This window comes from Rhodococcus sp. BH5, from assembly GCF_027583855.1.
Lineage (GTDB): Bacteria > Actinomycetota > Actinomycetes > Mycobacteriales > Mycobacteriaceae > Rhodococcus_F > Rhodococcus_F qingshengii.
The window spans coordinates 310,079-330,635 of the sequence record NZ_JAJHVW010000008.1; the positions used below are offsets into that span (position 1 = coordinate 310,079).

Annotated in this window: 12 protein-coding genes; 7 read left to right on the plus strand and 5 right to left on the minus strand. The window is 64.5% G+C overall.

The window, feature by feature from the left end; all coding sequences use genetic code 11:
• Positions 1 to 36: 36 nt before the first annotated feature.
• Entirely contained in the window at positions 37 to 645 is a 609-nt protein-coding gene (locus RhoBH5_RS21740; RefSeq protein ID WP_003943927.1) for a TetR/AcrR family transcriptional regulator, read from the plus strand.
• Positions 646 to 744: 99 nt separating this feature from the next.
• Complete coding sequence (locus RhoBH5_RS21745) at positions 745 to 1,377, plus strand: hypothetical protein (RefSeq protein WP_231915915.1); 633 nt, start codon at positions 745 to 747, stop codon at positions 1,375 to 1,377.
• Between the two features lie 21 nt (positions 1,378 to 1,398).
• Here RhoBH5_RS21745 and RhoBH5_RS21750 read toward each other — a convergent pair whose 3' ends face one another.
• Positions 1,399 to 2,070, minus strand: coding sequence for an MspA family porin (locus tag RhoBH5_RS21750; RefSeq protein WP_003943954.1), 672 nt, complete (start codon positions 2,068 to 2,070; stop codon positions 1,399 to 1,401).
• Between the two features lie 334 nt (positions 2,071 to 2,404).
• Here RhoBH5_RS21750 and RhoBH5_RS21755 point away from each other — a divergent pair, with 334 nt between their 5' ends.
• Positions 2,405 to 4,237 (plus strand): glycosyl transferase, encoded by a 1,833-nt coding sequence (locus RhoBH5_RS21755; protein WP_270008775.1) that lies wholly within the window; start codon positions 2,405 to 2,407, stop codon positions 4,235 to 4,237.
• Between the two features lie 9 nt (positions 4,238 to 4,246).
• Here the strand turns inward: RhoBH5_RS21755 and map are convergent, their stop codons facing one another.
• Positions 4,247 to 5,011 (minus strand): type I methionyl aminopeptidase, encoded by a 765-nt coding sequence (map, locus tag RhoBH5_RS21760; protein ID WP_054831533.1) that lies wholly within the window; start codon positions 5,009 to 5,011, stop codon positions 4,247 to 4,249.
• A gap of 49 nt (positions 5,012 to 5,060) precedes the next feature.
• Here map and RhoBH5_RS21765 point away from each other — a divergent pair, with 49 nt between their 5' ends.
• The 3 genes from RhoBH5_RS21765 (at position 5,061) to RhoBH5_RS21775 (ending at position 12,043) form a co-directional block, all read left to right on the plus strand.
• On the plus strand, positions 5,061 to 5,330 hold the full coding sequence (locus tag RhoBH5_RS21765) for a helix-turn-helix domain-containing protein (RefSeq protein WP_003943854.1): 270 nt from the start codon (positions 5,061 to 5,063) through the stop codon (positions 5,328 to 5,330).
• Positions 5,331 to 5,412: 82 nt separating this feature from the next.
• The gene (locus tag RhoBH5_RS21770; RefSeq protein WP_007731809.1) at positions 5,413 to 8,667 is read left to right on the plus strand and encodes an arabinosyltransferase domain-containing protein; all 3,255 of its coding nucleotides are present in this window, start codon (positions 5,413 to 5,415) and stop codon (positions 8,665 to 8,667) included.
• A gap of 73 nt (positions 8,668 to 8,740) precedes the next feature.
• The gene (locus tag RhoBH5_RS21775; protein ID WP_270008776.1) at positions 8,741 to 12,043 is read left to right on the plus strand and encodes an arabinosyltransferase domain-containing protein; all 3,303 of its coding nucleotides are present in this window, start codon (positions 8,741 to 8,743) and stop codon (positions 12,041 to 12,043) included.
• Here the strand turns inward: RhoBH5_RS21775 and RhoBH5_RS21780 are convergent.
• Entirely contained in the window at positions 12,040 to 12,990 is a 951-nt protein-coding gene (locus RhoBH5_RS21780) for a DMT family transporter (protein WP_270008777.1), read from the minus strand. The genes RhoBH5_RS21775 and RhoBH5_RS21780 overlap by 4 nt on opposite strands.
• Positions 12,991 to 13,063: 73 nt before the next feature.
• On the opposite strand from RhoBH5_RS21780, the gene RhoBH5_RS21785 reads away from it, so the two are divergent.
• Positions 13,064 to 13,975 (plus strand): LysR family transcriptional regulator, encoded by a 912-nt coding sequence (locus tag RhoBH5_RS21785; protein WP_065351773.1) that lies wholly within the window; start codon positions 13,064 to 13,066, stop codon positions 13,973 to 13,975.
• On the opposite strand, the gene RhoBH5_RS21790 is transcribed toward RhoBH5_RS21785, so the two are convergent.
• On the minus strand, positions 13,972 to 15,513 hold the full coding sequence (locus RhoBH5_RS21790) for an acyl-CoA carboxylase subunit beta (protein WP_003943957.1): 1,542 nt from the start codon (positions 15,511 to 15,513) through the stop codon (positions 13,972 to 13,974). The two genes, RhoBH5_RS21785 and RhoBH5_RS21790, sit on opposite strands and share 4 nt — an antisense overlap.
• Complete coding sequence (gene pks13 / locus RhoBH5_RS21795) at positions 15,510 to 20,453, minus strand: polyketide synthase Pks13 (protein WP_270008778.1); 4,944 nt, start codon at positions 20,451 to 20,453, stop codon at positions 15,510 to 15,512. The genes RhoBH5_RS21790 and pks13 overlap by 4 nt, the downstream gene beginning before the upstream one ends.
• Positions 20,454 to 20,557 lie beyond the last annotated feature (104 nt).

Below are 20,557 nucleotides of genomic sequence, written 5' to 3' on the forward strand. Positions count from 1 at the left end.
GTTGACGCGACCCCGACGCACCCCTAACTTCATACCGTGCCCCGAACCGATGCCCGAGCGGCGATGATCGATGCAGCCGAGCGTCTGGTTGCCGAGCGAGGTCTGGCCGCTCTGACTCTTCGTGATGTTCAGACCGAAGCCGGGCAGGCCAACAAATCGGCTGCGCAGTATCACTTCGGGTCACGTGAAGGTTTGCTGGCGGCCGTCGTCGAGTCCAGAATGCGACCTGCCGGTGAGCGTCGTCGTGAGTTGCTCGACACGATCGATCTCGACGCGAATCCACCGACGATGCGTGCCCTCGTCGAGGCTCTCGTCCTGCCGTTGGCGGAACAGACCATCTACCGCGAGGGCACGTTGTACGCGCGGTTCCTGGTGCAGTCGATCTTCGACCCGGCGATGTCGTCGACTATCCGTGACCACATGCAGGCCGAGAGTTTCCGCGAAGTTCAGCGGCGGATCGTTGCTGCGTCCTCGTTACCGGCAGAGATCGCCGAACTTCGGGCGGGAACTCTGACCGTGCTCACCGTCGTCACTTTTGCCACGTGGGAAGGCCGCGTCGACAGCCGCGAACGTGCTCACGTGATCGTTGCCGACCTGATCGAAAGTTGCCTCGGAGCACTCTCGGCCCCGGCTGCGCAAATCTGACACGCTGTCCGGCGAGTTTGTTTCCGAAACCGCCGGGGTACTCAGCCCCTCCAAGCGCAGTCGAGCAAACGGCCGCATCAACCACCGGCGGGGTAGGTGATGACAGTGAGCGAACTCGTTGCGCAAAGCCGCGAGCTTGTACCGCATCGTGCAGTTCTCGATTCCGCAGAGCATGTTCTGGTCATTGCGCGCGGCAAACCGTTCGGGCGCGAACAGGCTTTCCATGAAGTGTTGAGCGTCGCGATTCGCAATCGCATCGAAGTACTCACTCTGGCAAGGGCTCTCATCGACGTGTCCGAGTCCCGCGACTACCGCGCGATCCCGACCGACACCGCGCACACCGTTGCGGTGCTCGAATGGGGCGAGCTACTCGAGATCCCCACCGAACACCACCAGAAGTCCAGGGCCGAGTCATCCGAGGACGTCGATGAATCGAGTGAACCCGACGATCCGATCGAACCCGAATATCTGGTCGAGACCGACGTGGGCGGACGGGTCGTCTTCGTCGCCCTCGCGTTCACGATCGGCGGGATAGTCGGATTCTTCGCGCACGACTGGGCACTTCTGCTTCTGATCACCGCCGTGTACCTCGTGTGGATCGCGGCACGGTTGGTCGCGAAACTCGTCAGTGTTTCCCGTAGTGCCCACTGGGCGGACGCTTCGCCGATTCGTGGCGCCGATTCGACCACACGGAACGCGGAAAACTCCCACCATCACGCTGTTGCAGCGTGACGGCGGGAGCATCCGCTTTCGCTAAAGCCTCTGCGGTACACCGTAAGTGACGACGGTATCGCCATTCGACGTGACAGCCTTCGCGTACGGCCTGATGGTCACCGGACCGATTGCTCCCTGTACATAACCGTGAACTCCGGACAGACGGACAGCGGCTTCGGGACCGTCGAACTCCTGATCTTCGAGCAGTGCGACGTCGGTGATACCGCCCGGCGCCAGGTCGACGTCCAGTTCCTGCGACGGAATGATGTCACCACCGATGACGAACCCATTGGAAATATCCAGGCCCAGTTCGAAATCCGGAACCAGACCGATCCCGAGGTTGGTTCCACTCTCGACTGCCCAGTCGAGACCAGGACTGTTGAGAACGACCGTCGCGCCGGTCAGCGCGATCGGGTAACCGATCTGATAACCGATCGTCAGCTTCGTTCCGGTGAAGCTTGCCGCGTCCGGCCCGTCGATCTTCACGCCGGCAACCCCGTCGTGGAAGAACTCGACACTCAGCGGTGAGCTGTCGAGAGGCGGAAAGACGTGGATAGCGGTATCAGCCTGGAAGACTTCTATCCGATTCCCTTTGACGTCGGTGATCGAACTGGTGTTGTCAACGCCTGCCGACGCCGTCCCACCCCCCAGGACAACGGCCAACAAGGCCACTGCTCCTACTGCGCTACTACGAACTGCTGTCTTCGACATGCACAAGCACCATCCCATCCGGTATAGGCCCCGGACGTAGGTTCCAACTCTTCGTCGAGGATGGGATTCGTCGGGGCTGCCTGAACAAACGCGAGCAAGATCCTTGTTGCGATACCCCGGTCACGAACCCGTCAAACGGTGCACGAAAACATTACTTTCCGGACAAGTCGGGCGGACCGGTTTGTCCCGCTGACTGCGCCCGCTCGCGGACGCGAACCGTTTTGTTCGTTACTCTAACAGTGGAAGTTATCGAATCGAGACCTAAGTAGGCCACCCCGAACTTCTGAGATCGCCACTTCAGGGATGGGCGCCAGAACCGAAAGGCACCGACTGCATGACCGAGACCTTGCCCGACGTCCAACTGCTCGAAGAAGCACGTCCAGGGCGAGTCCGTTCAGCAGTGCGGCGCTCGGTCGTCCAGCGCGGTCGTCTGGTCGACCTCGCGATCATGGCGACGTTCACCGTCGCGGCGATCTACGTGATGTCCAACCTGTGGAGCGATCTGCAGTCCGGCTATCTGTTCAACGCGGGCCGCGACCAGGCCATGTGGGAATGGTTCTTCGCCGATACCGCTCACGCCCTCGCCCAGTTCCGCAGCCCACTGTTCAGTGACCTGCAGAATTATCCACTCGGCGTGAACCTGATGGCCAATACCGCGATGTTCGGCATCAGTATCCCGTTGGCCCCGATCACGCTGATCTTCGGACCGACCGCCACGTATGCGATCGGGCTGACCGCCGGCCTCGGCGGCACCGCCATCGCTTGGTACTGGGCATTCTCGCGGCACGTGCTGACCGGCGTCTCCGTCCGCTCCAAGATCGCGGCCGCCGTCGGAGCGGGGTTCTGCGGATTTGCGCCCGCCATGATCTCGCATGCCAACGGCCACCCGAACTTCGTCGCGTTCTTCGTACTTCCGTTCATATTCTTGCAGGTAGTGCGCATTTCGAACGGCAAGCGTCCGGTTCGCGACGGTGTCGTCCTCGGCCTACTCGTCGCCTGGCAGATCTTCCTCGGCGAAGAACCGCTCCTCATCTTCACGATGTCAGCCATGGTGTTCGGCGCCGCCTATGCACTGCCCGGCCTGGCCAAGTCGCGCCAGGCGATCAAGCGCGCGATGCCCGGCCTCGTGATCGGCGGCGCGGCCACACTCCTGATCACCGCGGTGCCGCTGTGGTCGCAGTTCTTCGGCCCAGCGAGCTACGACGGCGTCTCACACGGTCAGGCAGGCAACGACACCGCTGCACTCACCACGTTCCCGACCGAATCGGTTGCGGGCGACCCCGAGGGCGCGGAGTTCCGAATGAACCCGACCGAGGAGAACGCGTACTTCGGATGGCCGCTGGTGCTCCTGCTTCTCGGTGCAACGGTGTGGCTGTGGCGCATCCGCCTGACCCGCGCGGCTGCCGCCGTGATCGTGGTCATGGGTGTGCTCTCACTCGGTTCCGAACTGACCATCGACGGTGACAAGACCGGCATCACTCTGCCGTGGAAACTCCTCGCCGACCTGCCGTTGTTCGAATCGGTGCTCGAATCCCGATTCGCGATGGGCGCGATTCCGGCGATCGGGCTGCTGCTCACCCTCGGCACCTACCGCGCTTTTGTCGAACTTCGTGGACCGCGCCGCACGGCAGCCGGTGTCTGGCTGGTGGCTCTCGCCGTCGCGATGATTCCCCTGATCCCGACCCCCATCGACGCCGATCAGCGATCTGCGACGCCCGAATTCATCACCAGCGGCTCGTGGGAGAACTACGTCAGCGACGGCACCCTGGTGACGGTTCCCGTCGCGAGCGCCGAAGACGCCCGCGCACTGAGCTGGCAGGTCGACGCCGACTTCGGCTTCCCCATCGCCGGCGGGTACTTCGTCGGCCCGGATTCGAAGACCCGCGCCGGAATCTACGGCGCCGAGTCCCGGCCCACCTCGACCCTGCTGGTCAATGCCAAACAAACCGGCAAGGTCCCGTTGATCGACGTGGGCACCAGAGCGAACGCACTGACCGACCTGCGGTACTGGCACGCCGACGTACTGGTGCTTCCCCGATTCTCCGGCGACGACGCCCTGCGCCACACGGTCGACGAGCTGGTCGGCTTCGACGCCAAGCGCGTCGACGACGTGTGGGTGTGGGACGTACGAGACCTCGTGAGCGGCAAGACCTCCAACCAGAGCTGAGCGGGTTGATCAGCGGGTCATGATCACCGGACCGTCTTCGGTGATCGCGACCGTGTGCTCACTGTGCGCAGCCCGGGCGCCCGAAACGGTACGAAGGGTCCACCCGTCGGCGTCGTGCCGGTAGTCGTCGGTTCCGTCGGCGATGAGCATCGGTTCGATGGCGATGACCAGGCCGGGACGCAGCCGGAAGCCTTTGCCTGCTCGACCTTCGTTGGGCACGTCCGGGCCTTCGTGCATCTCGCGGCCGATGCCGTGCCCACCGTGATCGGCCAGCATGCCGTACCCGCGGCCACGCGCGTACTGTCCGATCGCGGCACCGATGTCGCCCAATCGGTTTCCGGGCTGGGCAGCGGCAATGCCACGGGCAAGTGCCTCATCGGTCGCGTCGATCAGTGCCTGATCCTCACTACTCCCCCGCCCGACAGTGAAGCTGATGGCGGAGTCACCACACCAACCGTCGAGTCTCGCGCCGCAGTCGATGCTGACCAGGTCACCGTCGCGAAGCCGGTACTCATTCGGGATACCGTGCACCACAGCATCGTTCACACTCGCACAGATGGCGCCTGGGAACGGCGTCGGTGCCGTTGCCGGCCGGTAGTTCAAGAACAGCGCCGAGGCGCCGGCCGCCGAAATAACCTCCGCGGCAACGGCGTCCAATTCGAGCAACGTCACCCCGACGCTTGCCGCTTCACGCGCCGCAGCCAGAGCCTGCGCCGTGATTCTCCCAGCCGCCGCCATCGCGTCGATTTCCCCTGCGGTCTTGATTTCGACCATTTCGAACACCTTCCTTGTCGAATAACTATACCGGTATTACTATAAGCACATGGTGCGCGTGCCGCTGACGGCGGAAGAACTCGAACGAGGACTACGACTGGGTGAACTCCTGCGATCGGCGCGGGGGGACCGAAGCATGGTTCAGGTAGCGCTCGACGCCGGCATCTCCGTCGAAACGCTGCGCAAGATCGAAACCGGACGCATCGCGACACCCGCCTTCTTCACCATCAGCGCGGTCGCGGAAGTGTTGGGTATTTCACTCGACACCATCGCCCGAACACTTGAAACACCACAATCCGAACAGGAAGTTGCATCCTGAGTAGTTCTCTCAGGATGTGTGGGCCCGCACTCGCCTAACATCGTTCCTTGTGCCGTCTGAAGTAGTAGTGCCCCCGAAACCCGTGCCCACTGGCCCCGAAGCTCCCCGAGAATCGGATTCCCAGCGAGTCCGGACGGCACGACTCATCGCGATAGTCACCGGCCTTCTGGGCCTGCTTCTTGCACTCGCGACGCCCTTCCTGCCCGTCAAGCAGGAAGCCGCGAGCATCGACTGGCCGCAGGGTGGGACCGTCAACAGCGTTTCGTCGCCGCTGATCTCCTACTCGCCCACATCGCTCGACATCAGCATCCCCTGTTCCACCCTCGGCCAGTTGGGCGGCAGCGGCGGCACACTGCTCTCGACCATGCCGAACGGTGCGCCGGACCGAAACGCCCGCGGCCTCACCGTCCGCACCACTGCCGACCGCCTCGAAGCACTCACCCGTGATTCGGTGCTGATCTCGACCCCGCTCGATCAACTGAGCGGGTGCACGGCGATCACCATCACGACCAACTCCGAGCAGACCGTCGCGGCGGTCACCGGAATCGACGGCGTCGGCACCACCCTGACCGGTGACTACCGCCCACAGGTTGTCGGCATCTTCACCGACCTGCAGGGCGCAGCGCCCGCCGGACTATCCGCCCACATGGACGTCGACTCCCGGTTCTCGTCCAGCCCCACACTTCTCAAACTGTTCGCGATGATCGTGGCGGCGCTCTCGACCATCGTCTCGCTGTACGCACTGCACCGGATCGACGGCGTCGACGGCCGTCGTGCGCGGCGGTTCCTGCCGGCGCGATGGTGGAAGTTCACCGGCATCGATGCCCTGGTTATCGGCACGCTGGCGCTGTGGCATGTGTTCGGCGCCAACACTTCCGACGACGGTTACCTGCTCGGCATGGCCCGGGTCTCGGAGCACTCCGGGTACATGGCCAATTACTTCCGCTGGTTCGGAGTCCCCGAAGCGCCGTTCGGTTGGTACTACGACGTGCTGGCATTGTTCGCGAAGGTCAGCACCGCGAGCATGTGGATGCGCCTGCCCGCGCTGATCGCCGGCATTCTGTGTTGGATGGTGATCAGCCGCGAGGTGATCCCGCGACTCGGTGTTGCGGTGCGCCGCAACAAGGTTGCCATCTGGACCGGCGGGCTCGTGTTCCTCGCCTTCTGGTTGCCGTACAACAACGGCCTGCGCCCCGAGCCCATCATCGCCCTCGGCGCTCTGCTCACGTGGTGCTCCATCGAACGCGCCATCGCTACCGGACGTCTGTTGCCCGCCGCGATGGCCGTGCTGATCGCCGCATTCTCGCTGGCCGCCGGACCTTCCGGGTTGATCGCGATCGGCGCGTTGATCGCCGGCGCCCGGCCGATCCTGCAGATCCTGATCGCCCGCGGCAAACGCGTCGGCTTCCTGTCCCAGATCATGCCGATTCTCGCCGCCGGAACCGTGGTGCTCGTCGCGGTCTTCGCAGATCAAACCCTCGCGACAGTTCTCGAATCGACCAGAGTGCGAACGGCCGTCGGGCCGAACGTTCCGTGGTTCGAGGAACGGTTGCGTTGGGACGCACTGATGACCATCTCCCCCGACGGCTCACTGGCCCGCCGCTTCGGCATGTTCGTCATGATCGTCGGACTCGTCTTCTGCGTCATGATGATCCTGCGCAAGGGCCGGATCCCGGGCACCGCTATCGGGCCCTCCCGCCGAATCCTCGGCATCGTGTTCGCGTCGCTGCTCCTGATGCAGTTCACCCCCACCAAGTGGACTCACCACTTCGGTGTGTACGCCGGTCTGGCCGCCACGGTGGCCGTCCTCGCCGCCGTCGGTGTGAGTGCGTCGAGCATGCGTTCCAAACGAAACCGCGCGCTGTTCGCCGCCGGCATCCTGTTCATCCTCGCTGTGGCGTTCACGAGCTCCAACGGCTGGTGGTACGTCTCGAGTTACGGCGTCCCGTGGTGGGACAAGCCGCCGTCAATCGCCGGCAAGGGATTCTCGACGGCCTTCCTCGGCCTCACGATTCTCGCGCTGCTGCTGGCCGCGTGGTACCACGTCATGGAGCCGCGCCGGCGAAACGGCACAGAGGACAGCGTCAAGAAGACCAGGCGACTTCGCCTTCTCGCCCCGTCACCGTTGACCATCGCGGCCGGAGCGGTCGTGCTGTTCGAGGTGCTGTCCCTGCTCAAGGGCGCGGTCGCGCAGTACCCCGCGTATTCGATCGGCAAGTCCAACATCGAATCCGTCTTCGGCGGAAGCTGCGGTCTCGCGGGTGAGGTACTCGTCGAGTCCGATCCGAACGCCGGCGTTCTGCAATTGACGGATCGGCCCACCGATCTCGCCGGCGCGGGTGCATTCGGTGCGAGCGAATCAACCGGGTTCTCGCCGGACGGGGTTGCAGGCGACCTCACGGCCGACGCAGAAGACTCGACGGCAGGCAGTGCAAACAGCCTCGACACCTCGACCTCGCAGTCCGGCACCACCACGCCGGGAACCGGATCCGGCACCGCCGGTGGCTCGCAGTCGACGGCCGGCGTCAACGGCAGCAACGTCGCGCTCCCGTTCGGGCTCGACCCCGCAAAAACCCCGGTGCTCGGTAGTTACGGAGCACCTCAGAACGCGTCACTGACCACCGGTTGGTATTCACTCCCCGAGCGCAACGACGCCGCACCGCTCCTGACCGTCGCGGCCGCCGGACGCATCCGCTACGTCAACTCCGACGGCATCGTCACCCCCGGCGCAGTGCTGCAGGTCGAGTACGGCAAGAAGCAGGCCGACGGGAGCGTCGACGCACTGGGACGTGTCGATCCGATCGACATCGGCCCGTCGCCGTCGTGGCGCAACCTGCGCGTTCCGATGGATCAGCTGCCCGCAGACGCCGACACCGTGCGTCTGGTGGCCAGTGACACCGACATCAGCGCCGACCAGTGGCTGGCGGTCACACCGCCACGAGTGCCGACCATGCGCACGCTGCAGGACGTCGTCGGATCCACCGATCCCGTGCTGATGGACTGGGCTGTCGGTCTGGCCTTCCCGTGCCAACGTCCGGTGGATCACCTGTACGGCGTCGCCGAGATCCCCGACTGGCGCATCCTGCCCGACCGCATCGGCGCGGAGTCCACCAACGCCTGGCAGGACCACTACGGCGGCGGACCGCTCGGCTGGACTACCGAACTGCTCTCGGCCAGGGCATTGCCGACCTATCTGGACAACGACTGGGATCGTGACTGGGGATCGCTCGAGCAGTACACACCGCTCGATTCGGACGCGGTTCCCGCGCAAATGAACGTCACCACAGAGACCCGATCGGGCACCTGGACACCGGGCCCGATTCGTTACCAGTCGTAACTGTTACGCGTGGACCTACCAACCACCTGGGCACGGTAGGTCCACGCTCAGCCCTGACATACCATCGGTAGCCGTGCCCGACGCCGTGACAGCTTCACCTCAGACTTCGAGTTCGCCGCCTCCTGCTGGTCAGGATGCCCGCGAGCGTTTCCATCGCACGCGATGGGTCGCGATCATCGCCGGCTTGCTCGGCTTCGTGCTCGCACTGGCAACTCCGCTGCTTCCCGTCGTGCAGACGACGGCTTCGGTCAACTGGCCGCAGAACGGCGTGATCGGCGACGTCGAGGCACCGCTGATGGCGCAGGTTCCCATCGACGTCAACGCATCGATCCCCTGTACCGCGGTCAGCTCGCTGCCGGAGGGCGGCGGCATCTTGCTGTCGACGGCACCTGCACAGGGCGACGGCGCGGCACTGTCGTCGATGTTCGTCCGGGTGTCCGCGACGAGCGTCGACGTGCTCGATCGCAACGTCGTCGTCGCTTCGGCGGCACGCGAGGACGTCGAGTCCAGTCGCTGTGGCGCCATCGCGTTCAGCTCCGACGTCAACCGAACCACGGCAGAGTTCGTCGGACTGACGTATCCCGACGGCAACCCGATTCGTGGCCAGCTCGACGGTGACTTCCGCCCGCAGGTGGTCGGCGTCTTCAGCGACCTGCCCGACGGCGCTGCCCCCGAGGGCCTCGGCTTCTCGATGACGATCGACTCACGTTTCTCGTCGAGCCCCAGCGTCTTGAAGCTGGTCGCGATGATCGTGGCCGTCCTCTCGACCATCGTCGCGCTGGTCGCCCTGGCTCGCCTCGACGGCACCGACGGCCGCAAGCACCGACGCTTCCTGCCCGCACGCTGGTGGAAGTTCTCCGGTATCGACGGAGTGGTGGTCGGCACGCTCGTCGTGTGGCACTTCATCGGCGCGAACACCGCCGACGACGGTTACCTCCTCACCATGGCCCGAGTCTCACCGGACGCGGGATACATGGCCAACTACTTCCGTTGGTTCGGCGTTCCCGAGGCCCCGTTCGGTTGGTATTACGAAGTGCTGGCCGTGATGGCGAAGATCTCGACCGCGAGCCCGTTCATGCGTCTGCCCGCTCTGCTCGCCGGAATCCTCTGCTGGATGGTCATCAGCCGCGAGGTCGTCCCGCGTCTCGGCCGGGCGGTTCGCCGGAGCAACGTCGCCCTCTGGACCGGCGGTCTGGTGTTCCTGTCCTTCTGGCTGGCGTACAACAACGGTCTTCGTCCCGAGCCCATCGTGGCTCTCGGCGCACTGCTCACCTGGTGCTCCATCGAGCGCGCCATCGCCACCGGACGTCTGCTGCCCGCGGCCACGGCAATCTTGATCGGCGCCTTCACTCTTGCCTCCGCACCCACCGGATTGATGTGTATCGCAGCCCTTCTCGCCGGTGTGCGCCCGTTGGTACGCATCGTCGTCAAACGTCACCGACTGGTCGGCACACTGCCGCTTCTCGCTCCGATCGCCGCTGCCGGAACCATCGTGCTGGTGGTCATCTTCGCCGACCAGACCTTTGCCGGTGTCATGGAAGCCACGCGCGTCCGAACGATCATCGGCCCCAATCTCGAGTGGTACCAGGACTTCCTGCGCTACTACTACCTCTTCGTCCAGACAGTCGACGGCTCGGTTGCCCGACGCTTCGCGTTCTTGACGATGATCCTGTGCCTCTTCACGACGCTCTTCGTGTTGTTGCGCCGCGGCCGCGTCCCCGGCGCGGCAACCGGTCCGTCGTGGCGCCTGGTCGGCGTCGTCTTCGGCACGATGTTCCTGATGATGTTCAACCCCACCAAGTGGACTCACCACTTCGGTGCGTACGCGGGCATCGCCGGTTCTCTCGCCGCGCTGACCGCCGTGGCCGTGTCCGCGTCCGCCCTGCGCTCGCGTCGTAACCGATCGGTGTTCGTGGCCGGACTGCTCCTGATGCTCGCGTTGACGTTCGCCGGCATCAACGGCTATTGGTACGTCTCGAGTTACGGCGTGCCGTGGTTCGACAAGACCATCTCCTACGACGGCCGTGAATCCAACACCCTGTTCCTCGCGCTCTTTGCTCTCGCCTTGGCGTTTGCCGCCTGGCAGTACCTGCGTGAGGGATTCGCAGCCCCGCCCGAGAAGCCGAACACGGCCAAGGGCAGACGAATTCGCAAATTCGCGGCCGCTCCCCTCACCGTGATTGCCGGTCTGATGGTCCTGTTCGAGGTGCTCTCGCTACTCAAGGGCGCAGTGTCGCAGTACCCGGCGTACTCGCTGGGCCGAAGCAACATCGAGGCACTCGCGGGCAAGACCTGCGGCATGGCCGAGGACGTTCTGGTCGAGACCGACGTCAATTCCGGGAATCTGCGGCCTCTGACCGCTCCCGGATTCAACGCCGAGGATCCGTTGTCCGGAGTTGATTCGAAGGGCTTCTCCCCCAATGGGGTTCCCAGCGATCTGACTGCGGATTACATCGAAGTCAAGCAGGGCATGGGCAATACCGACAGCCAGAGTGTCGGTCCCACCTTCGCCACCGGTTCCGGTGCCGGAACCAGCGGCGGCACCGGCAACGTCGGCGTCAACGGCAGCACGGCCAAGCTCCCCTTCGGCCTCGATCCGTCGAAGACACCGGTCATGGGCAGCTACCAGCCCGGCGTGCAGGAACCTGCTTCCCTCATCTCGAGTTGGTACGGATTGCCCACTCGCAGTGAAGAATCACCGCTGGTGGTCATGTCCGTCGCCGGGCGTGTGTGGTCCGTCGACAACACGGGTGCGATCACGTACGGCCAGTCACTGTTGGTCGAGTACGGCAAGACTCAGCCCGACGGAACCGTGCAGGTTCAGGGTTCGTACATGCCGCGAGACATCGGACCCGCGCCGTCGTGGCGCAATGTCCGTATCCCGATCGACGAACTCGCGCCGGACGCCGACGCCGTTCGGGTGGTCGCGTTCGATCCCAACCTCACAGGCGATCAGTGGATGGCATTCACGCCACCGCGCGTGCCCAAGCTCGAGTCCCTGAACTCGTACATCGGCAACGAGCAGCCGGTGCTTCTGGACTGGGCTGTCGGCCTTCAGTTCCCGTGCCAACGTCCGTTCACACATCAGAACGGCGTGGCCGAGATGCCGAACTTCCGCATCCTCCCGGACCGTCCTCTTGCGGTCAGTTCCACCGACACCTGGCAGTCCGCGGACAACGGTGGCCCGCTCGGATTCACCGAGGTTCTTGCCGGTGCGACGACGGTTCCGACGTACCTGAAGGACGACTGGGCGCGGGACTGGGGATCACTCGAGCGCTACGACCGGTACTTCCCCAATGCGGTTCCGGCAGAGGTGGAGACGGGCACCGCAACCCGCTCGGGCATGTGGATGCCCGGCGAGATGCGGGTGCATTAGCCTGCGCTACCTACTCGGGTGACTGCTCGGGTGCGACGTACGGAGACGGCCGAGACCGCTCCGACAACGACGACGCACCCGAGTAGTTGCCCAACGCCTGGCCGTTCGCCGAGCAGCACAACTGCCAGCAGCACGGCGAGAACCGGTTGCATGAGCAGGAGCGTCGCGCCCACCTCGGCGGGAAGCCGAGGGAGCGAGTTCCCCATCAGCATCCAGCCGAACACCTGGCCGACCAGTGCCAGTGCCGCGAGCCAGCCGAACGCTTCCCAGCCCGGGACGAAATCGATCCGGCCCCACAGTGATCCGATGACGGACCCGGCGATGCCCGCGGACGTCGTCGAGATCAACACCTGGCTCGCTGCCCGATCCGCCTCGCCCGTCCGGCCGACCACGAAGATGTAGCCGCCGTAGGCGATTCCGGAGACGAGCGAGAGCGCCGTTCCCCACATCAAGTCGTCGCCGGTTCCCCCGCCCCCGAACACGCCGCCCGCCAAGGCGATTCCCGTGAACATGAACGGCAGGGCGAAGACGAACCGCATCGGCACCCGATGGCCGAACACCAACCAGGACAGTGCGGGCACCACGAGCACCTGCACGTTCACGACGACGCTCGCCATCCCCGCGCCGATCATCAGAATCGACTGCGACCACAACGCGAAATCCAGTCCGAGCAGCAGACCGCCGAGCACCTGCAGAACGACTGCCCGCCGGCTCGGCTTGCCCACCCGGCGGTACTCCCGCCATGCCAACCACAACAGCGGCGGCAAGGCCAGGAAGCAACGGAAGAAGACGGCGGTCGAGGGCCCCACATCGGCCAGCTTGATGAGGAGCGAACTGATCGAGATCGCAGCTGCGCCTCCGACGACCAGCAGTCGAGGGTCGATGCGCCCCCGAGGAGTTCGGGTGGGTGTCGATGTCTGCGCGGTCGCGGAGGTCAGTGTGGTCACTCGACAATGTTCCTGCCGCTAACTATTCAGCACAAGCAAATGTTCAGACCGTATATTCGGTAGCATTACTACTGTGTTGAATCTCGAAAGACTTCGCGCCCTGCACGCCGTCGCCGAGAACGGATCAGTAGCGGCTGCCGCCCGCACCTTGCATGTCACACCCTCCGGAATTTCGCAGCAGTTGAACAAGCTCGAGCGAGAGGTCGGTGTTCCGCTCCTCGAACCGCAGGGCCGCGGTGTGCGACTCACCGAAGCGGGCCGAATCCTCGCGCGCCGAACCGCAGAGGTTCTCTCGACGCTCGCCCAGGCCGAGGCGGAAATCGCGTCGCTGCAGAGCGAGGTGACGGGCCGCGTACGTATCGGCGCCCTGGTCTCCCCCAGCAGGACAGTGCTGCCGCGAGCCATCGCCGAAATCAGGCACGCGCACCCCCAGCTCGAAATCACCTTCAACGAAGGCGAATCCGAAGAACTGCTCCCCGCACTGATTCGCCGCGACCTCGACGTCGTGGTGGTCGACAGTTGGAGCACTCTGCCCGTCGAACTTCCCGACGGACTCTCCTTCACGCCCGTGTACGACGACGTGGCGCTGCTCGCTCTCCCGACGTCACATCCGCTGGCGGAGAACAAGGTCGTCGCGCTCAGCGAGCTGTCCGAGCATGCCTGGGCGACGTGGACACGGGGAACGGACTTTCACACCTTCACCGTCCGGACCCTGCGCGCGCAGGGGTTCGACCCACGAATCGAGTACGAGGTCGCCGAGTTTCCCACCCAGGTCGAATTCGTCGCTCAGGGCCTCGCCGTCGCATTGATTCCACGTCTGGCGAGAGTTGTACCGCCGGAAGGTGTTCGAATGCTCGACACGGTTCCGCCGCTCGGCCGAGACATCTACCTCGCCTGGCGGACAGACAGCGAAAGGCCGGCCGTCCTGGCGGCGATAGAAGCGCTACGCCGCCAGTTCGACGCCCTCGGTGACAAAAAGAACTAGAGCGGCATCAAGTTGTGCTTGCGCGGGTTCTTGAAGATCGTCTTGTCCGCGAGCAACTTCAGAGCCTTACGGATCTCGAGACGCGTCTGCGAAGGCTCGATCACCGCGTCGATGTATCCGCGCTCCGCCGCGATGTACGGCGTCGCGACGAACTCGTTGTAGAAGTTGATCAGCTGAGCACGCACCGCGGGTGCATTCTCGCCGGCCTCGGCAAGCTGACGCCGCCCCATGATGTTGACGGCACCCTCGGCGCCCATCACGGCGATACGAGCGGTCGGCCACGCGAGGTTGATGTCGGCACCGAGCTGCTTGCAGCCCATGACGGCATAACCGCCGCCGTACGCCTTACGAACCACCACAGTCACCTTCGGCACAGTGGCTTCGATGTACGAGAACAGGAAACGCCCGCCGCGCTTGATGACGCCGACCTTTTCCTGATCGACGCCGGGAAGGAAGCCCGGTGTGTCGACGACGAAGACGAGCGGGATGTTGAAAGCGTCGCACAGACGCACGAAGTGGGCGGCCTTGTCGGAGCTGTCCGCGTCGAGGGCGCCGCTGAGGTACGTGGGCTGGTTGGCCACGACACCGACGGGCAGGCCGTCGACGCGGGAGAATCCGGTGATCACGTTGTGCGCGACCTGGGCTCCGATTTCGTGGAAAGTGCCGTCGTCGAAGATCCGCAGAATGATGTCGTGCATGTCGTAGCCGGCATTGTCGGCATCCGGCATGAACGCATTGAGTTCGAGATCCGACTCGGTGATCTCGGGTTCGAGGCCCGGGTTGATCAGCGGCGCCTTCTCCTGGCACGACGACGGCATGAAGCTCAGGTACTCACGCACCCAGTCGAAGGCAGCCTTCTCGTCGGGAGCGACGTGATGGATGTTTCCGTACTCCGCCTGCTTGCGGGCTCCACCCAAGTCCTCGAGGCTGACCTCTTCGCCGGTGACCGACTTGATGACGTCGGGTCCGGTGACGAACATGTACGACTCTTCGGTCGCGACCACGACGTCCGTGTTGATCGGGGCGTACACGGCACCGCCGGCGCATTTACCGAGGATGACCGAGATCTGCGGGCACAGGCCGGACAACGGCTCCTGACGTGAACCCATGTTGGCGTACCAGGCCAACGAGGAAACGGCGTCCTGGATGCGAGCTCCACCGGAATCGTTGATACCGACGACCGGGCAGCCCACCTTCAGCGCAAAATCGTTGACAGCTGCGACCTTACGGCCGAACATCTCTCCGGCGGCACCGCCGAACACCGTCTGATCGTGCGCGAACACGGCTACCGGACGCCCGTCGACGGTTCCGTGACCGGTCATGACGCCGTCGCTGTACGGGTTGCCCTCGCCCGCCATCTTCACCAGGGCACCGATCTCGATGAAGCTACCGGGGTCGAGCAACATGTCGATGCGCTGGCGCGGCGTGCTGTGCCCTGCTGCATCGCGCTTGGCAATGGCCCGAGCCGAGCCGGGTTCCTTTGCCTTCTCCAACTTTTCGCGGAGTTCAGCGAGCTTCTCCGCGGTGGTTGTCGTCACTTCTGAACTCCGGTTTCCGCTGCTTTGGTCTGAGCTGTCTCGATCTGGGCCAGCTTGGTGGTGAGGTCTGCCGCAACCTTCGCGATGTACGGCTCGTCGACGATCTGCAGGTGGTCCCCGCCGATGTAGACGACCTCGAGGTTCTTCACGTAGTCACCCCAACCACCATCTGCCTTGCGGGTCTTGAATGCAGGCTCGAGCGTCATCAGCTCGTCGTGGTACTTGTCAGCCATGTAGAGCACGACGTCGCCGTCGTAACTGCTGAACTCGGCCGTCTGGATGGCGCGATTGTCCAACCACGACGTCCGCTGATGCTCGATGATGCCGCCGGGAATCTTGGCGCCGCTCATCTTGATCATGTCCATCAAGATCTGGATCTGATCCTCGTCGGCTTCGGTGGAAGCCAGAACGTCAAGCGGCAGCGGCACATCCAGGTTGTAGGTGCGCTTGGCGAACTTGCCGTAGCGCTCCCAACGCTTGCGTCGTTCCGCCTCGGTGTCCGGCACGACCTCGCCGGCCATGACGGTGTCGAGCAGCCCGACCACACGCACGTCGGCACCCTGCTCGCGCAGCAACTTCGCGACCGCATACGACATCACGCCACCGAACGACCAGCCACACAGCACGTACGGCCCGTCGCCCTGGATCTCACGCAGCAGCGGAACGTAAGCAGCAGCGCGGGTTTCGATCGAGCCCTCGACCCGCTCGAATCCGTACATCGGCGTGCCGGCGGGCAGGCGCTTGAGCAGAGGCTCGTACGTCACCGTCGAACCACCGGCAGCATGGAAGACGAATACCGGTACGGCAGTGGAACCTTCGGGGCGGGCACGCAGAGTACGCACGAGTCCGTCGATCTTGCCGTCGTCCTCGAGGTACTGGCGAACGACGTCCGCAAGCTCTTCGATGGTGGTGGAGTCGAGAACGTCGTCGAGAGTGATCTCGCCACCGGCACGCTCGGAAAGCCGAGCAGCAAGCTTCTCGGCGACCTCGTCACCGACGATCGGCAGATCGTTGAAGATGCCCTTGGCCGACTTCCCGGTGACAACCGCCCACGTCGCAAACGTCAAGCGCTCGGCCGCATCTCGCGGCGGAACGTCCGAGCCTGCGTCGTCGGCAGTTCCGGCTCGAGAAGGATCGGAAGGCGCAGCAGCAACCGGAGCAGTGGTAGGTAGTTCCACTGCCACCTCGGCGGGAGCAACGTCCTCGTCAGCAGCGTCGGCCGCCAACTTCTCCGCGGCCTGCTTGTCGGCCATCGCCTGAACCTCTTCGCGATTGTCGATCGCGTAGCGCAGGTACTTGTTGACCTCGTTGAGGCTCGCGTCCTTGACTGCCTGGAGCTGGAGCTGCGGAATGTCGAACTCGTACTCGACGCGGTTCTTGATACGCATCGCCATGAGCGAGTCGAGACCCAGTTCGATGAGCGGAACCTCGGCCGGCAGATCCTCCGGCGAGTACCCCATCGACTCGGCAACCACGATCTTGAGGCGGTCGTCGAGGCTCTGCGAACCGTTCGGATCCCACTTGTCTCCGGCGTCTTCGACGACCTCGGCCAAGGATTCCATCGGCGCACTGGTCTTGACCGGCGCGCTGACGACCAGCTCGGGCAGCGGCTCACCCGACGTGACGACGGCGTCGAAGAGCAGACGGAACGTAGCGCCCTCACGAGCGTGCACCTGCACCGACGCTCCACCCGGATGCGGGTTGAGTGTCGTGGTCAGGGTCGAAGCACCGGCCAGTTCACCGTGCGGAACAGCAGCGGTCAGAGAGACATCCGAAAGCACCTGTCCGGCAGCGGCGCTCACCAGCACCGCCAGGTCGGTGACGGCGGATGCGTCGACCTCCCACACGTGGCGGCCGTCGGGCAGAGCGACGTGCGAACCGGGTACGCGAGCCGAACCGCCGGCACTGACGCGAATGTCGAGCCAATACGGCTTACGCAGGAATGCGGTACGCGGAACCGAAGCGAAATCGCCTGCGGGAAGCAGAGACTCGAGGTTCACGGCATGGCCGTGCACGTACAGCTGCGCGAGAGCGGCAAGAACACCCGCGGACTCGTCTTCCTTACGCTTAAGCGTCTGGATGAGCTCCATGTCGTGCAGGCCCGAATCGAAAGCGGTAGCCGCCACCGACATCAGCGTCACCGGGTTGGGTGCAAGCTCGACAAAAGTGGTGTGGCCGTGGGCAACTGCACCGCGTACCGCATTGGTGAAGTACACGCTGTGGCGAAGACCCTTGACCCAGTACGCCTCTTGATGGATCGGCTCGTGACCGGGACGGTAGAAAGTGTCCTTGTCGACGGACGAGTAGACGCCGAGCTTCAACGTGGTCGGCTCGATACCGGCCAACTCGGCGGCAAGCTCACCGAGCAGCGGATCTACCTGCGAAGTATGGCTGGCGCCCTTGGTCTGCAGGACACGCGCCATCTTGCCGTCGGCCTCGGCGGCCGCGACGATCGCCTCGATGTCCGGCTGCGGTCCACCGATCACCGTGTGCGTCGGAGCTGCGTAAACACAGACCTCGAGCTTGGGGTACGTGGGCAGTAGCGCCTCGATCTCGGATGCGCTGTACTCGAGCAGAGCCATCAGACGGATGTCGTCACCGACAAGTGCGCCCTCGGCCTCACCCATCAGCCGTGAACGTGAACAGATCACGCGGACAGCGTCTTCCAGGTTCAGGCCGCCGGAAACGTACGCGGCAGCGGCCTCACCCATCGAGTGCGGAACCACGGCTTCGGCCTCGGCGCCGTGGTGACGCAGCAACGCGGCCAGACCGACCTGGATGGTGAAGATTCCCACCTGCGCGGTCTCGACGTTGTACTCGATCGAATCGTCGAGGAACATCTCGACCATCGAGTAACCGGCCTCGTCCTGGATCAGCGCGTCGACCTCGTCGACGGCCGCCTTGAAGACCGAGTTCTCCGTGTAGAGCTGCTTGGCCATCTTGCGGTGCTGCGAGCCGAAGCCCGAGAACACCCACACCGCGCCCTTGGGCGACGGCGAGTCGGCGGAGAAGACTCCTTGAGCAGGCTTGCCTGCGGCGACGGCGCGCAGCGAGCTGATGGCCTCGGAGCGCGTCTGCGCCAGAACAGCGGCGCGCGAGCGTCCGTGGTTGCGACGCGCGAGTGTGCGGGCGACGTCGGCGAGGGGCGTCTTGCTTCCCTCTTCGGTTTCGAGCCAGTCGGCCAGATCAGCGGCTGCGCGGCGACGACGCGACGGCAGCGCGCCGGACACGGCCAGCACAACGGTGCTCTCGTTCTCTGCTGCCGGTTCGTCGACCACCGGGGCATCCACAACCGGTTCATCGACTACCGCGTCGGCAGGTACGTACTCCTTGACCACGACGTGCGCGTTGGTTCCACCGAAACCGAAACCGGAGACACCGGCGACAGCCTTGCCGGTGTAGCGCGGCCAGTCGGTGGCCTCGGGCGTCACCTGCAGGTGCGACTTCTCGAAGTCGATGTGCGGGTTCGGGCCCAGGTAGTTGATCGTCGCGGGAATCTTGTTTTCCTGCATCGCCAGAACGACCTTGATCAGGCCGGCGGCGCCCGCAGCTGCTTCCAGGTGCCCGAAGTTGGTCTTCGCACTACCGAGCAGAGCCGGCTTGTCTTCGTCACGACCACGACCGACGACACGACTGAGCGCGTCGGCCTCGATGGGATCACCGAGATCGGTACCCGTTCCGTGCGCCTCGATGTAGTCGACGGTGGTCGGCACGATGCCGGCGTCGCGGTACGCGAAACGCAACACGTCGGCCTGGGCATCGGGATTGGGTGCGAGCAGACCGTTGGAACGGCCGTCCTGGTTGACCGCGGATCCGGCGATCACCGCGAGGATGGAATCTCCGTCACGCTCGGCGTCTTCGAGGCGCTTGAGCACGACGAGTCCGCCGCCCTCACTGCGAACGATTCCCTGAGCCTGAGCGGAGAAGGCACGCAGTTTTCCGTCGGGAGCGAGCATCCCGGTCTGATCGAAACCGAGGGTTCCGGGAGGGGCCAGCAGCATGTTGACGCCACCGGCCAGCGCGATGTTGGAGTCACCGCTGCGCAGCGAGCGCACAGCCTCGTGAACGGCAACCAGCGAAGACGAACACGCGGTGTCCAGAGCGATGGACGGTCCACGGAAGTCGAAGAAGTACGAGACCCGGTTCGCCACGATGGCCGTCGACGTTCCGGTCAACGCGTACGGATGCGCCGTCGTCGGATCACTGACCGCGAGCAGCTGGTAGTCGTTGGCGGAACTGCCGATGAAAACACCGACCTGCTTGCCCTTGAGCCCACTGGCCGGAATGCGAGCGTGCTCGAGTGCTTCCCATGCGAGTTCGAGTGCGAGGCGCTGCTGCGGATCGACGTTGACGACCTCGAGCGGAGACATCGCGAAGAACTCGGCGTCGAAGCCCTTGACGTCGTCGAGGTACCCGCCCTTGGTGTTCGCGTTCTCGACCGCGGCCTTGATGGCGGGATCCGACATGAACTCGGCCCAGCGGTCCTCGGGGAGGTCGCTGATGCCGTCGCGTCCGTCCGCCAGCATTTCCCACATGTCCGAAGGCGTGTGCCCGGCACCGGGGAATCGTGTGGACAGTCCGACGATGGCGATGTCGTGAGCGTCCGTCGCGCCGCCTGAGACGTAGTACGAGGCGTCGACGGTCTCCTCCGGCGCCTCGGGCTCACCTTCGATGATCCGAGTAGCCAGCGAAGCGATGGTGGGGTGTTGATAGGCAACCGTGGCGGTCAGCGTGACGCCGAGCAGATCCTCGATGTCTCCGCTCAGAGCGACTGCGTCCCGCGAGGCGAGCCCGAACTCTTCCATCGGGCGATCGTCCGTGATCGAACCCGCCGGCTGACCGGTCGCGTTGGCGATCCAATTGCGAAGCCACTCACGCAGCTGCGCGACACTCATCTCGCTCACAACGTCTTTGCTCTGCGCACCATCTTGTTCAACCATCAACTCACCAAGCCACCGATCATGAAGGGACTGCTCCTCAAACGCTATCGGGGAATGCGGTCTGCTGATAGCCGCCTCGCAACGTTCCCTCGATATAGCTCGCC

Bases quoted from the DNA above. Each gene is read 5' to 3' on its own strand.
- RhoBH5_RS21750 (WP_003943954.1), bottom strand. From the start codon at position 2,070: ATGTCGAAGACAGCAGTTCGTAGTAGCGCAGTAGGAGCAGTGGCCTTG.
- pks13 (WP_270008778.1), bottom strand. From the start codon at position 20,453: ATGGTTGAACAAGATGGTGCGCAGAGCAAAGACGTTGTGAGCGAGATG.
- RhoBH5_RS21745 (WP_231915915.1), top strand. From the start codon at position 745: ATGACAGTGAGCGAACTCGTTGCGCAAAGCCGCGAGCTTGTACCGCAT.
- map (WP_054831533.1), bottom strand. From the start codon at position 5,011: ATGGTCGAAATCAAGACCGCAGGGGAAATCGACGCGATGGCGGCGGCT.
- RhoBH5_RS21765 (WP_003943854.1), top strand. From the start codon at position 5,061: ATGGTGCGCGTGCCGCTGACGGCGGAAGAACTCGAACGAGGACTACGA.
- RhoBH5_RS21755 (WP_270008775.1), top strand. From the start codon at position 2,405: ATGACCGAGACCTTGCCCGACGTCCAACTGCTCGAAGAAGCACGTCCA.